This window comes from Actinoplanes sp. NPDC049265 (genome assembly GCF_043197135.1).
Taxonomy (GTDB): domain Bacteria; phylum Actinomycetota; class Actinomycetes; order Mycobacteriales; family Micromonosporaceae; genus Actinoplanes.
The window spans coordinates 168321-181755 of the sequence record NZ_JBICSP010000009.1; the positions used below are offsets into that span (position 1 = coordinate 168321).

12 protein-coding genes are annotated in these 13435 nt (G+C 71.8%); 5 read left to right on the top strand and 7 right to left on the bottom strand.

Annotated elements, in window-relative coordinates; genetic code table 11:
* Positions 1-19: 19 nt before the first annotated feature.
* The 4 genes from ACGFIO_RS22485 to ACGFIO_RS22500 are packed head-to-tail and all read right to left on the bottom strand — an operon-like array spanning position 20 to position 2449.
* Positions 20-823, bottom strand: coding sequence for a hypothetical protein (locus ACGFIO_RS22485; protein WP_392828242.1), 804 nt, complete (start codon positions 821-823; stop codon positions 20-22).
* Entirely contained in the window at positions 820-1362 is a 543-nt protein-coding gene (locus ACGFIO_RS22490; protein WP_392828243.1) for an RNA polymerase sigma factor, read from the bottom strand. The genes ACGFIO_RS22485 and ACGFIO_RS22490 overlap by 4 nt, the downstream gene beginning before the upstream one ends.
* Positions 1363-1416: 54 nt before the next feature.
* Positions 1417-2232: a hypothetical protein gene (locus ACGFIO_RS22495; protein WP_392828244.1), complete on the bottom strand. Its 816-nt coding sequence runs from the start codon at positions 2230-2232 to the stop codon at positions 1417-1419.
* A 49-nt stretch (positions 2233-2281) separates the two neighbouring features.
* Positions 2282-2449: a hypothetical protein gene (locus tag ACGFIO_RS22500; protein ID WP_392828245.1), complete on the bottom strand. Its 168-nt coding sequence runs from the start codon at positions 2447-2449 to the stop codon at positions 2282-2284.
* A gap of 442 nt (positions 2450-2891) precedes the next feature.
* Here ACGFIO_RS22500 and ACGFIO_RS22505 point away from each other — a divergent pair, with 442 nt between their 5' ends.
* The gene (locus ACGFIO_RS22505; RefSeq protein ID WP_392828246.1) at positions 2892-3920 is read left to right on the top strand and encodes an endo-1,4-beta-xylanase; all 1029 of its coding nucleotides are present in this window, start codon (positions 2892-2894) and stop codon (positions 3918-3920) included.
* On the opposite strand, the gene ACGFIO_RS22510 is transcribed toward ACGFIO_RS22505, so the two are convergent.
* Positions 3917-5083, bottom strand: a complete 1167-nt coding sequence (locus tag ACGFIO_RS22510; RefSeq protein WP_392828247.1) for an RtcB family protein — start codon at positions 5081-5083, stop codon at positions 3917-3919. The two genes, ACGFIO_RS22505 and ACGFIO_RS22510, sit on opposite strands and share 4 nt — an antisense overlap.
* A 175-nt stretch (positions 5084-5258) precedes the next feature.
* Here ACGFIO_RS22510 and ACGFIO_RS22515 point away from each other — a divergent pair, with 175 nt between their 5' ends.
* A complete protein-coding gene (locus ACGFIO_RS22515; protein WP_392828248.1) occupies positions 5259-6752 on the top strand; it encodes an MFS transporter in 1494 nt (497 codons plus the stop codon).
* Here ACGFIO_RS22515 and ACGFIO_RS22520 read toward each other — a convergent pair.
* Positions 6743-7672, bottom strand: coding sequence for a permease prefix domain 1-containing protein (locus ACGFIO_RS22520; RefSeq protein ID WP_392828249.1), 930 nt, complete (start codon positions 7670-7672; stop codon positions 6743-6745). The two genes, ACGFIO_RS22515 and ACGFIO_RS22520, sit on opposite strands and share 10 nt — an antisense overlap.
* Positions 7669-8022 (bottom strand): PadR family transcriptional regulator, encoded by a 354-nt coding sequence (locus ACGFIO_RS22525; RefSeq protein ID WP_392828250.1) that lies wholly within the window; start codon positions 8020-8022, stop codon positions 7669-7671. Before ACGFIO_RS22525 ends, ACGFIO_RS22520 begins: the two co-directional genes overlap by 4 nt.
* A 207-nt stretch (positions 8023-8229) precedes the next feature.
* Here ACGFIO_RS22525 and ACGFIO_RS22530 point away from each other — a divergent pair, with 207 nt between their 5' ends.
* From ACGFIO_RS22530 to ACGFIO_RS22540, 3 genes are all read left to right on the top strand, one after another.
* Positions 8230-9381: a cytochrome P450 gene (locus ACGFIO_RS22530; RefSeq protein WP_392828251.1), complete on the top strand. Its 1152-nt coding sequence runs from the start codon at positions 8230-8232 to the stop codon at positions 9379-9381.
* Positions 9382-9496: 115 nt separating this feature from the next.
* Positions 9497-12364, top strand: a complete 2868-nt coding sequence (locus ACGFIO_RS22535; protein ID WP_392828252.1) for a WD40 repeat domain-containing protein — start codon at positions 9497-9499, stop codon at positions 12362-12364.
* A gap of 310 nt (positions 12365-12674) precedes the next feature.
* Complete coding sequence (locus ACGFIO_RS22540) at positions 12675-13346, top strand: VOC family protein (protein WP_392828254.1); 672 nt, start codon at positions 12675-12677, stop codon at positions 13344-13346.
* Positions 13347-13435 lie beyond the last annotated feature (89 nt).

Here is a 13435-nt window from a genome sequence, read left to right on the forward strand (position 1 = left end):
ATCCTCCATGGAAAAGGGGTCAGTTGGTGCTGGACATGCGCCGGAAGCTGTCGGCGCGGGAGAGGGCGAAGCCGGCCATCGCCACGGTCAGGAGCAGCCAGATTCCGAGGCTGCCGGGCCGGAGCAGGACCGGCAGGTGGTGGGTCAGGACGCTGGGTGTGAGCACGGCGAGCACCCAGGCCACGGTCAGTCCGATCGCCGCCCGGGCCACGCCGAGGACGGCGCCGAGGGCGATGGTGGCGGCGGTGAAGGCCAGGCAGGGTACGAGCGTCATGGCCAGTGAGACGCCGGTTCCGGCGCCGGCCAGGGCAAGCAGGGGGATGATCACGACGAGGACCGCGAGGGTACGCCGCAGCAGCATGCCCAGCCCGGCGCGCGGGGCGCTGGCGACCAGTTCCCACGCGGGGTCGTTGCGCCGGCCCCAGGCGACCGCCACTCCGGGCAACGGGGCGATCGGTGCGGACAGCAGCACCAGTGACGGCATGCTCGGCTGCGCCAGCGCGAGCAGGGCGGCCACGCCGAGCAGGACTCCGGTCATCGTCAGCCAGGGCAGCAGCGACCACACCAGCCAGCGGCGGCGGGCCGCCGTCCAGGTGCGGGATCGGGCGGTGGGGGCGGGGCCGGCGGCGATCTCCCGGTCGAGGCCGGCGGCGACCCGGTCGAGCAGGGCCTGGGTGCCGGCGGGGGCGCCGCCGGCGAGCCGGGCGCGGCATTCGGCGCAGGTTTCCAGGTGGACCTCGACCGACCACAGGGTGGCCTCGTCGATGGCGGGGTCGCCGCCGGCGTATCCGGTGATCACGGCCGGGTCGGGGTGCTTGGTCACGACAGGGCCTCCCGCAACGCGATCCGGGCCCGGCGGGCGCGGGTCTTGACAGTGCCCTCGGGCACGCTGAGCAACAACGCGGTGTCGCGTACGGACAGCCCGTCGAGGACCATCGCGCGCAGCACCTGGCGCAGTTCCGGTGGCAGGTCGAGCAGGGCCCGTTCGAGTTCCTGGCCGACGTGGCCGGCCATGACCTCGTCCTCGGCGGCGGGTACGACCGTTTCGGCCAGCACGGCCGGTGGCACCTGGGCCAGGCGGGCGCGGCGGCGGAACGCGTCGACCAGCCGGTTGGCGGCGATCGTCCAGAGCCAGCCGACCGCGCTGCCCTGCGCGGCCTGGCCGGCGAAGCTGCCGGCGGCCCGCCACACGGCCAGGTAGGTCTCCTGGAGGACGTCGGCGACCACGTCGTCGTCGGCGCAGCGCCGCCGGAGCCGGACGGCGAGCCAGGCCGACGTGCGCCGGTAGAACTCGTCGAACGCTTGCCGGTCACCGGCCGCGGTGCGGCGGATCAGCTCGGCTTCGTCCAGGCTTGCTCTCACACCAGGCAAGACGACGGATCCGAGGGATCGGTTCTCGCCCAGGAGTGACCTGCGTCACCCACTGCGGTGGTGTCGTTTCACGTACGTGTAGCCGGGCTCCAACGGCGCGTCCGGGTCCACCTCGTCGTGCAGCGTGACCTGCTTCTCCGAGGCCTGGGCGCCGCGCGGGAGCTTGCGGACGAAGCCGTCGACCCAGTGCTCGGCCCGGTCGTCGTCGATCGGCACCGGCTCGACCAGCGGAGCGTAGAACAGCATCTCGGCGGTCTTCTGCCCGGGCACGGCGGGATAGGACGGATAGCCGGAGGAGTCGAGGCTGCCGGTGACCCGGGTCAGGTAGCCCTCGCGGGTCAGCTGGTCGAGCGCGTTGTCGAGCAGGAAGGTGCCGCGCTGCCCGCGGCCGAGCCCGGCCAGCTTGGCCACCGAGGAGGCGGCGAGCGCGGCGCTGCCGTCGTCGAAGATGCGGCCCTGCCGGCGTACGGCGTGCAGGACGCGCCCCCGGTTGGAGGTGCCGGAGTCGAACTCGCGGGTGGCCACCTTGGGGTCGTACTCGTGGAAGTAGTCGAGCCCGTCGACCCGGACCGGCTCGTCCAGCGGGGTGGTCCGCAGCGTCACCTGGTCGCGGCCGGACCAGGTGACGCTGACGAGCACGCCGGGGCGTACGTCGTCGGGCCAGTCGATGCCGGTGAGCTGCCACTCGACGTCCTGCTGGAGCGCCGAGGCGAACTCGAGCCGCAGCGGGGTGACGCCGCGGGAACGGTGCTCGAGGACCACGGTCATGGCCTCGCGGTCGCGCAGCTCCTCGGGCACGGCGCAGACGCCGTTGTCCAGGTCGTTGCGCCAGAGGGCGAGCTTGCGGGTGACCGTGCGCATCCCGGGAATCTACCGGGCGGCGCCGGGCTCAGCGGATCGGCTTGCCGCCTCAGTAGGCCTGCACGAGCTCCCAGACCACGCTGCGGCCGGCCAGGTCGGGCATCGCCTGGCCCTTCTGCATCGGCGTGCTCGACCGGTCGACCTTGAGAACACGCCAGACGCCACTTTGTGTGCACACGTCGCCGGTACGCAGTCTCGTACCCAATGCGACTCGCATGCCGGCCCCCCCCAAACGTCACACCTGACCCAGCCAACATGGATCTGCAAATTGCACCTGGCAAGTCGGACGCGCCTCCGGAGGGTAGGGAAGACACGTCATTCAGTTACAAAACGCCCAGCTTGCACCGGCGCTGAGCTGCAGAAACTCATACTTTCGGCCAGCCGCCAAAACCGAACGGTCACGTTTGCACCGCGACAACTTTTACAGCCGTGGTAAGGCGCGCGCCCGGCGGGGGGATCCATCAGCCGACGGGCCAATGTCGTGCGGCGAACTGTCGCCCCGAAACTTTCGGTAATCGTGCGGACAGATCTCCGTAACGCAGGACCCGGCCGCCCACCGCAGTCAAGGAGCCTCTATTGATCAACGTCAAGGTCTTGACCGCCCTGGACAGGCAGCCTATGTTTCCGGCATCCACCCGGAAGTTTCAGGAGGAGTCCGCATGAGACGAACCCTCACCCTCACCCTCGCTCTGGCCCTCGTCCTGCCGACCGGCGCCGCCCAGGCCGCCGCCCCCGACACCCTGCGGGCCGCCGCCCGCGGCGCCGGCATCCGGATCGGCACCGCGGTCGACATGTCCGCCCTGGACTCCGACGCGCGGTACCGCGACCTGGTCGGCGCCGAGTTCTCCACCGTCACCGCCGAGAACGTGATGAAGTGGGAGACCCTCGAACCCACCCGCGGCGTGCACAACTACGGCCCGGCCGACGAGCTGGTCCAGTTCGCCCGGCAGCACGACCAGAAACTGCGCGGCCACGTGCTGGTCTGGCACAGCCAGAACCCGGCCTGGCTGACCGGCGGCGACTACTCCCCGGCCGAACTGCGCCAGATCCTGCGCGAGCACATCGTCGACACGGTGACCCACTTCAAGGGCAAGGTGTGGCACTGGGACGTGGTCAACGAGATCTTCAACGACGACGGGACCTGGCGCGACACCATCTGGTACCGCAACCTCGGCCCGGGCTTCGTGGCCGACGCCTTCCGCTGGGCCCACCGCGCCGACCCGGCGGCCAAGCTGTACCTCAACGACTACAACAACGAGGGCCTGAGCCCGAAGAGCGACGCCTACTACGCCCTGGTCCAACAGCTCAAGGCCGAGGGCGTGCCGGTGCAGGGGTACGGCGTGCAGGGCCACCTGGCGACCCAGTACGGCGTACCGCAGACCACCCTGGAGAACCTGCGCCGTTTCGAGAGGCTCGGCCTGGACACCGCCTTCACCGAGGTCGACGTGCGCATCCCGTTGCCGGCCGACAGCGCCGAGGTGCAGGCCCAGGCCCAGGGCTTCACCACGCTGATGCAGGCGTGCCTACTGGCCCAGCGCTGCGTCTCGTACACCCTGTGGGGCTTCACCGACCGCTACAACTGGGTCCCCGGCGTCTTCGACGGTCAAGGGGAGGCCACCCCCTTGACCGCCGACTTCGAGCGCAAGCCCGCCTACCGCAGCATCCGCGACACCTTGCGGCTGGGCTAATCCCCCTTGACGTTGACGATCTGGCGGAGGGTGTGCCGCACCTCCACCAGGTCGCCGGCGTCGCTCATGACCACGTCGATCGGCTTGTAGGCCTGCGGGATCTCATCCAGGAACGCGTCCGTGTCGCGGTACTCGATGCCCGCCATCGCCGTGCGCAGCTGCTCGCGGGTGAAGGTCTTGCGGGCCTTCGAGCGCGAGTACGACCGGCCGGCCCCGTGCGGCGAGGAGTTCAGCGACACCGGGTCGCCCTTACCGACGACCACATAGGACGCGTCGCCCATCGAGCCCGGGATCAGGCCCGGCGTGCCCTTGGCCGCGTTGATCGCCCCCTTACGGGACAGCCACACCTTCTTGCCGAAGTGCTCCTCCTGCTCGGTGTAGTTGTGGTGGCACTGCACCCGCTCGAGCTCGCGCACCGGCTCGCCCATGAATCCGGCCAGGCACTCGACCACCCGGTCCATCATCTCGTCGCGGTTGGCCAGCGCGAAGTTCTGGGCCCAGCGCAGTTCGCGGATGTACGCCCAGAACTCGTCGGTGCCCTCCGGCAGGTAGGCCAGATCCGGGTCGGGCAGGTCGATCCACCAGCGCTTCATCGCCTCCTGCGCGACCTTGATGTGATGCTGGGCGATCTTGTTGCCGACGCCGCGCGAACCCGAGTGCAGGAACAGCCACACCGCGTTGTTCTCGTCCACCGACACCTCGATGAAATGGTTGCCCGAGCCGAGTGAACCCAGCTGCAGCTTCCAGTTGCCGGCATACCGGGCCGGGTCGAAGCCGGCCTTGCCGGCCTGGGCGGTCAGCCGCTCGGCGCGCTCGTTGGCCGACGCGGTCAGCCGGGTGTTGTAGGTGCCGGCGGACAGCGGGACGGCACGCTCGATCGCGTTGCGCAGCACGGCCAGGTCCGGTCGCAGGTCCTCGCGCTGGAACTGGGTGCGCACCGCGGCCATGCCGCAGCCGATGTCCACCCCGACCGCCGCCGGGATGATCGCGCCCAGCGTGGGGATCACCGAGCCGACCGTCGCGCCCTTGCCCAGGTGGGCGTCCGGCATCAGGGCGATGTGCGGGTGGATGAACGGCAGTCGGGAGGCCTTCTCGGCCTGCTTGAGGGTCTCGTCCTCGAGGAGGCTGGCCCAGTTGATCAGTCGCTCGTTGATCTTCCGCATGCCGATCACGGTAGGCAGGATCGGCTGGGCTGTCGCCCGAAAAAGCGCGCCCACGCACGCAGGTGGAGCGAAGCGACCTCGGCGGGAGCGACGGTCAGCGCCACCCACCCAGCTACGACATTGATTTTTTCCGCAAAACCTCAGACACCCGCCGGCGCTGTCCGAATCACTGGCCGTGACCACTCTGATGCAGCGCGCGGAGCAGCCGGCCGCCGCCGAGCCCCACCCGAACCACACCCGCCGCTGGTTCATCCTCGGCATCCTCGGCCTCTCGCAGCTCATGGTGGTGCTCGACGCGACCATCGTCAACATCGCGCTGCCCTCGGCGCAGAAGGCCCTGGCCTTCTCGAACGAGAACCGCCAGTGGATCGTCACCGCGTACGCGCTGGCCTTCGGCGCGCTGCTGCCCCTCGGCGGGCGCGTCGGAGACCTGCTCGGGCGCAAGACCGCGCTGCTCACCGGGCTGACCGGGTTCGCGCTGGCGTCGGCCGTCGGTGGCGCCGCCGAGTCCTACGGCCTGCTGGTCACCGCCCGCGCCGCGCAGGGCCTGTTCGGCGCGCTGCTCGCCCCGGCCGTGCTGTCGCTGCTGACCACGACCTTCACCGACGCCAAGGAGCGGGCCAAGGCGTTCGGCATCTACGGCGCCATCGCCGGCGCCGGTGGCGCGACCGGGCTGCTCCTCGGCGGCGTGCTGACCGAGTACCTGAGCTGGCGCTGGTGCATGTACGTGAACGTGATCTTCGCCGTGGCCGCGGTCACCGGCGCGTCGCTGTGGCTGCGCAACCAGCGTTCCGCGCAGCGGCAGCGGCTGGACGTGCCCGGCACCCTGAGCGTCTCGGCCGGGCTGTTCGCGCTGGTCTACGGCTTCGCGAACGCCGAGACCCACGACTGGGACGACGTCGCGGTGTGGGGCTGGCTGGCCGCGGCCGTGGTGCTGCTGGCGTCCTTCGTGGCGATCCAGACGCGGGTCGCGCACCCGCTGATCCCGCTGCGCCTGCTGCTCGACCGCACCCGTGGCGCCGCGCTGATCACCGTGCTGACGCTGGGCGTGGGCATGTTCGCGGTGTTCCTGTTCCTCACCTACTACCTGCAGCAGAACCTGGGCTACTCACCGATCCGCAGCGGCGTCGCGTTTTTGCCCATGATCGGCGCGCTCGCGGTCACCGCCACCACGGCCACCAGCCTGGTCGTGCCCCGGGTGGGCCCGCGCCCGCTGGTGCCGGCCGGATTCGTGATCGGCGCGGCCGGCATGCTGTGGCTGACCCGGCTGAGCGTCGAGTCGGCCTACGCCGCCGACATCCTCGGCCCGCTGCTGGTCGTCGGCTTCGGCATCGGCCTGGCCATGGCGCCGGCCATGACCGCGGGCACGTCGGGTGTCGCCCCGGCCGACGCCGGCGTGGCGTCCGCCCTGGTCAACACCGCCCAGCAGGTCGGTGGCTCGGTCGGCACGGCGGTGCTGAGCACGATCGCCGCGTCGGCCGCCACGTCCTACCTCGGCGGCAAGGTGCCCGGCCCGGAGGTGATCGCGGCGGCGACGGTGCACAGCTACACGACCACGTTCGCGTGGGTGGCCGGCTTCTTCGCGCTGGGAGCCGTTGTCAGTGGCACGCTGCTGCGCTCGGGCCCGCTGTCGACGAGCCCGGACGCCGCCCCGTCGGCTCACATGTAGGCCTGGGCCCGGGCCCGGCGGGCACGTTCGGCCTTGATCGCGGTGTCGGCCACGTCGATGACCGCGATCACCGCCACCGTCGTGGCCAGGGTCCAGTTCAGCCAGGTGCTCGAAGACGCCTTCCCGTGGAGGAAGCCCGGGTTGAACCACCGGTCGGTGAGCAGTAGCCCGATGATCGGACCGGCCGACAGCACCGCCAGCGTCGCGTTCACCGCGGTGACGGTGTGCGACCAGGCACCGCGGCGGAAGACCCAGACGACGTAGACGCACTCCAGGCTCAGGACGACCGCGAGGTACGGCCACCAGAAGGTCCAGTTCTCCGGGTTGAGCACGGGCGCGTGGAACGCGAAGTGCTGCAGCAGCAGGGCGACCAGCAGCAGCACCGGCCAGACCAGGTTGCCCGCCAGCTGGGCCGCGGTGAGGAAGCCGGGCTCGTACCAGGGCAGGTCGTCCGGTGTCCACGGGCGCTGTTTCAGGGTGGGCGCGGGCACACCGGTGCGTTCCAGGATCGCGAAGGTGGCCGTGGTCCAGAAGGCCAGGTGCGCCGCCACGGTGATGGCGGTGCTGATCGCCTCGCCGACGATCGGGCCGCGCTCGAGCACCTGGACCACGATCGTCACGACGACCACCAGCGGCAGCACGGTCGAGAAGAGCACGGTGAGCAGGCGCCGCCAGACCGGGAACATCTCGGGGCCGATCAGGTATTGCGGACGGTCGGCGTACCCGTCGGCCAGCCGGCGCGGGTCGCCCAGCTCGCGCAGCGAGTCCTCGACGGCGGCCGCCTCGGGCTCGCCGGCACCGAGCCGGGCCTCGACCGCGTCGGCGATGCTGGCCCGCAGCTCGCGGTCGATGTCGGGGCGCTGACGCTCGGGCACCCGGCGCAGCACGGTGAAGATGTAACGGTCGATCAACGTGGTCATTGGTTGCTCCCCGTGCCGGCGTGGTCGTCCAGGTCGGTGATGGCACGGTCGAGCCGCGCCCACTCCTCACGCAGCGCGACCGCGAGCGCGTCGCCCTGCTCGGTGGTCGTGTAGAACTTCCGCGGCCGCGCCTCGTCGGTGTTCCACGAGCTGGTCAGCAGCCCCTGCCCCTCGAGCCGGCGCAGCAGCGGGTAGAGCGTGTTGGCCTCCACCTCGAAGCCGGCCTCGCTCAGCGTCTCGAGCAGCGAATAGCCGTACCCCGGACTCCGCAGCACGGTCAGGCTGGCGACAACGACAGTCCCCCGCCGCAACTCCTGCAGGTGCCCCGGCAGCGCCGCATCCATTGTCATGCCAAACACCATACTGTGCGACACACACCATTGTGAAGAACAAACCAATGTCGTAGCTGAGTGGGTGGTACAGACCGCTGCTCCCGCCGAGGGTCGCTTCGCTCCACCTGCGTAAGTGGGCACGCCCCAAAAACCCGGTGGTAGCCGGGGGCGGTATCCGCGGTGCGGATACCGCCCCCGGCTACCACCGCCCGGTAGCGTGCCGTGGTGGCGATCGATTTCTCCGACCCCGCGTTCATCCGCGACCCCTACCCCGCGCTGCGGCAACTGCCCCCGCTGAGCTGGGACGAGGGCACCGGCCGGTGGCTGGCCGCCCGGCACGCCACGGCCGGCGCGGTGCTGCGCGACCGGCGGCTAGGACGCCTGTGGCAGGACCGCGCCCCGGCCGAGGTCTACGAGCCGTTCAACCTCCTGCACCGCAACCAGATGATGGAGAACGAGCCACCGGCCCACACCCGCCTGCGCTCGATCGTGGCGTCGGCGTTCGCCCGCGGTCACGTCGCCCGGCTGCGGCCCGCCGTCGCCGCCACCGCGGCCGCGCTGCTGTCCGGCCTCGGCCCCGAGTTCGACCTGCTGGCCGACGTGGCCGAACCCCTCGCCGTCACGGTCATCGCCGAACTGCTGGGCGTGCCCGCCACCGACCGGCACCACCTGCGGCCATGGTCGGCCGCGATCGTGCGCATGTACGAGGTGACACGCACCCCCGAGGTGGAGGCGGCGGCCCTGACGGCGTGCCGCGAGTTCGCCGCCTACCTGCGCGACCTGGCCGCCCGCCGCGCCTCCGAACCCGGCGACGACCTGATCTCACACCTGGCCGCCGTGCCCGAGCTCACCGCCGACGAGCTCGTGGCCTCGGCCATCCTGCTGCTCAACGCCGGCCACGAGGCGTCGGTGAACGCCTTCGGCGGCGGCGTGGTCGCGTTGCTGCGCCACCCGGCCGAACTGGCCCGCCTGCGCGCCGACCGCGCCCTGCTGCCCACCGCGGCCGAGGAGATGATCCGCTACGACCCGCCGCTGCACATGTTCATCCGCACGGCCGCGGCCGAGGTCCGCCTGGGCGACGTGACCATCCCGCCCGGCGGCGAGGTGGCGGCCCTGCTGGGCGCGGCCAACCGCGACCCCGCGGTGTTCACCGACCCGGACCGCTTCGACGTGGCCCGCGACCCCAACCCGCATCTGGGCTTCGGCGCCGGACTGCACTTCTGCCTGGGCGCGCCGCTGGCCCGCATCGAACTCCAGGCCGGCCTGTCGGCCCTGCTCGACCACGCGCCACGCCTGGCCCTGGCGGCCGAGCCGGTCCAGCGGCCGACCTTCGTCCTGCGCGCCTACACCGCGGTCAAGCTGACCACCAGCGGATAGTCCATCCACATCGCACTGGACGAGCTGCTCGCGTCCGCTCCCAGTAAGATTGCCGCCGCCTGCACCGATCGAGGAGACAACTATGCCGGTCGATCCGTCGGTGGAATCCAGGTGGATGCCGGATCCCGAGGCACCTCCTCACCTCGTGCTGGATGGGCCGGTCACGCAGAGCTCCGGCGACGCCGTGGTGACGGTCGACGGGCGCCCGGTGCTCGCCCTGCCGGCCCGGCTCGGCAGCGGATCCGGTCTGGTCCAAGCGGTCGACCTGGCCACCGGCGTGCCCCTGCCGGATCGCGCGTTGCTGCGCTACGACCGGCACGAGGTCCTGGCCCTCGGCGCCGGACGCCTCCTGGCCACGCTGGGGCCGCACCGCGAGACCGTCGTCGTCCGCGACGCGGTCACCGGCTCGCCGGCCGGCCCGCCGATCGCCTTGGGGAGCCAGCCGCGAGCGCTGGCCCTCGCCACGGCCGACGGGCGGCCGGTGCTGGCCGCCATGGCGCCGGGTCTGTCGGTCTGGGATGTGTCGACCGGTGCGCTGATCACGCGGCCCGACGGTCTCTCCGGCCGCCACTTCGCGACGCGTCAGGGACGCCTGCTCCTGCTGGCCGAGAAGAAGATCGAATCGCTGACGATGTACGACGTGCTGACCGGCGAGCGCTTCGGTCAACCGATCCCCTGCGACAACTGCCTGGGCGTCTTCCGTCTGTCGGCGGTCGACCACCACGGCCGGTTGCTGGTCGCGTTCCTCGACGGCGTCAACGACACCAGGGTCACGCTGTGGGATGCGACGGCCGGCGTCGAACTGCCGGCGGTTCCGCCGTTCGACGATGTCCGGCTGATCGACCTGGCCGTGGTGAACGGGCGGCCGCTGCTGCTCGCCGGACGGTCGGGAACGTCGGGGCCGCGGCTGGTCCTGTGGGATCCGGTGGCCGGGCGGCAGGTGCTCCCGGACTTCTTCGCCGGGTACGACGGCGACTGCACCGGGCTGGCCCTCGGCCGCCTCGACGACGGGTTCTTCGCGGTCACCGCCGACGCCGGTGGGACCCGGCTGTGGCAGTCGTCCGCGGGCGGAACGCGACGTACGACGCTGACCGGCGGTGCGATGTTCCGGACAGCGCTCGGCACGGTCGACGGACAACCCACGGTGGTCCTCGGTGACGCGTACGGCGAACTGCGCCTGTTCGATGCCCGAACCGCGGCGGAGTTCAGCAGCCCCTTCTACGGCGGGCCGGTGCACAGCGACATCGTCGGCGCCATGGACAGCACGCTGATCCTGCGCGGGCGCCCGATGCGCCGGTGGGACCTCGCGGCCGGCGTCCCGGTGGCCCGGCTCGACCGATCGTTCCCCGGCATCACCAGCTCGGCGACGGGCCGGCTGGACGGCCGGCCGGTGATCGCCGTCGTCTGCGGCGACCGGGACGTCCCCGCGACACTGGCCATCTGGGATCCCCGCGCCGACGTGCTGGTCGCCGAGGTCACCCTGGAGGCGTTCACCACCGGCGAGCACCGCCCGGGCAAGGTGGTGTTCACCGAGATCGACGGGCATGTGGCGGCCGCCGTCGTGATCGGCAGCACGGTCCGCGCGTGGGACGCCGCCACCGGCGAACCACGTGGCCGCCCGTACCCCGGGCTCGGCCCGTCCATCCTGGCCATCGCCGCCGGCCGGGCCGGTGACCGCCCGGTCATCGCGGTCAGCGGCCAGGACCAGCTGATCCACCTGTTCGACCCGGCCACCGGCGAGGCCGTCGTGCCACCGTTGGCCGGCCACTCGCAGGACGTGACGGCACTGGCCCTCGGCCGGTCCGACGGCCGGGCCGTGCTGGTGTCCGTCGGCCGGGACAACACCGTGCGGGTCTGGGACGCCACCACCGGTGAGGCCGTCGGCGCGCCGTGGAGCAGCGGCCACAGCGATGCCATCCACCGCGCGGAGGTGATCGAGTGGAACGGCGAACCGGTCGCGCTGTCCTACCCACGTGGCGGCCCGCCGCGCCTGTGGCGGCTGCGTGCCCGCGCCACCGACGCCGGGCACACCGACGCCGTCCGGACGGTCGCCGCCGGCCGGTGGGCGGGCCGGACGGTGTTCGCCTCCGGCGGCGACGACCGCAGCGTACGGCTGTGGGACGCCGCCACCGGGGTGCCGCTCGGCCCGGCGTTCACCGACCACGCCGCCCCGGTCACCCACGTCACCTTCGGCGGCCCCGGACGCGACATCCTCATCACCGGCGACCAGAACGGCGTCGTGGTGCGCCGGCAGCACCGGGACGGCGCACCACACAGCGAACCGCTGGCGCGGCTGGAGAAGAGGATCACCGGCATCGGCCCGGCCGACGTCGACGGCCGCGGCATGGTGGGCATCGGCACCGACGACGGCCTCCACGTCTGGGACGCCGTGACCGGCCGGCACCACGCCGAGTTCCGCCCCGGCACGGACGTGGTGGTCAGCCACACGCATCCGGGCGTGCTGGACGGCAGGCTGATCGCGCTGACCATCGCCTACCACGACGGCGACGACGACCCGATGCTCGCCCTGTGGGACGTCGCCACCGGCCGGCTGCTCTCCGAGCCGGTGACGGTGTCGGAGGACTCCGGCACGTTGGGCACGCTGGCGCCCCTGAACGGGCAACTCGTGGCGGTCCAGGGGGAACCGCAGGACGACGACCACCCCGAGACCCACGCGGACGTGCAGGTGGTCGACGTCGCCACGCGCACGGTGCTGAGACGGCACCGGCAGAGGCGGGGCGGGAACCAGCACGCCACGACCGCCCGCTCCGCCGGCCGCGACGTCGTCCTGCTCGCGGCGGACGACGCGGTCGTGGTCATCGACCCGCACGAGACGGCCGGCGAGTTCGAGTACCGCGGCCATCGCGCCACCGTCACCGGCCTGGCCGCCACCGAGGTCGGCGGGCGCACCGTGGTGGCCTCCGGCGACCGCGGCAACGGCCTGCACATGTGGTATCTGGACGGTGGCGAACGCATCCGCTGAGGCACGGTGGTCGCGTTTTTCAAAAGCGCGACCGCTCACGCACGTGGAGCGGAGCGACCTCGGCGGGAGCGACGGTCAGCGCCACCCACTCAGCTACGACCTCGGCCTTTCTTGTCCGCCCTTCCCGGTCTTTTCCGATTTCCCGGCCTCACCCCATCCGGTGTCCGATTTGACCTATTTGAACCGTGGCCCCGTTGGCCGTAAGACACCGGCCGGACGTGTACGTATGCCGCGACGACGGCGGCCGGATGGAGACACAGAAGGCCGTCACCTGACAGAGTGGACCCTCTTTGCACTGAGGGGGATGCGGATGGAGCAGGCACTGAGCCGACAGGCGGCCTCGGAGGCGGTCGGCGAGCAGGGGTGGCGGTTTCTGCTGGGTACGTTGCGTACGGCGGTCCCGGTCGGCTCGCTCACCGAGGGAGCGTCGGTGGTCGCGGCGGCCGTCGCGGCCTGTGGTGATCACGCCGACGGCCACCTGCGGGCCGATCTGCGCCCCGACCGCGTCGTTCTGGAACTCCAGTCGCGAGCGACCGCCTGGGTGACCGAGGTCGACACCGACCTGGCCCACCGGATCACCGCCGCCGTGCGGGAGCTCGGCCTGCGCGGCACGCCCGAGATCGGCACGACCGCGCCCCGCTCGCTCCAGATCGTCGAGATCGGCATCGACGCGCTCGACATCCCGCGGGTCCGGCCGTTCTGGGCGGCGGTGCTGGGCTACGTGGACGACGACGGCGCCCTGAGCGACCCGGTCGGCCAGGGCCCGGCGGTCTGGTTCCAGCAGATGGACGAGCCGCGCCCCGAGCGCAACCGCGTCCACTTCGACGTCTGCGTCCCGCACGACGAGGCCGAGCGGCGCCTGAAGGCGGCCCTGTCGGCCGGCGGGCGCTTGCTGTCCGACCTGCGGGCGCCGTCCTTCTGGGTCCTGGCCGACCCGGAGGGCAACGAGGCCTGCATCACCACCTGGCAGGGCCGCGATTAGAGGACGGGCGTCAAGACCGAGAAGATCGATGTCGTGGCTGAGTGGGTGGTGCTGACCGCCGCTCCCGCCGAGGTCGCTTCGCTCCACCT

Coding starts and splice junctions, on each gene's coding strand:
- ACGFIO_RS22495 (WP_392828244.1), bottom strand. CDS start 2,232: ATGCGCACGGTCACCCGCAAGCTCGCCCTCTGGCGCAACGACCTGGAC.
- ACGFIO_RS22500 (WP_392828245.1), bottom strand. CDS start 2,449: ATGCGAGTCGCATTGGGTACGAGACTGCGTACCGGCGACGTGTGCACA.
- ACGFIO_RS22505 (WP_392828246.1), top strand. CDS start 2,892: ATGAGACGAACCCTCACCCTCACCCTCGCTCTGGCCCTCGTCCTGCCG.
- ACGFIO_RS22510 (WP_392828247.1), bottom strand. CDS start 5,083: ATGCGGAAGATCAACGAGCGACTGATCAACTGGGCCAGCCTCCTCGAG.
- ACGFIO_RS22520 (WP_392828249.1), bottom strand. CDS start 7,672: ATGACCACGTTGATCGACCGTTACATCTTCACCGTGCTGCGCCGGGTG.
- ACGFIO_RS22525 (WP_392828250.1), bottom strand. CDS start 8,022: ATGACAATGGATGCGGCGCTGCCGGGGCACCTGCAGGAGTTGCGGCGG.
- ACGFIO_RS22535 (WP_392828252.1), top strand. CDS start 9,497: ATGCCGGATCCCGAGGCACCTCCTCACCTCGTGCTGGATGGGCCGGTC.
- ACGFIO_RS22540 (WP_392828254.1), top strand. CDS start 12,675: ATGGAGCAGGCACTGAGCCGACAGGCGGCCTCGGAGGCGGTCGGCGAG.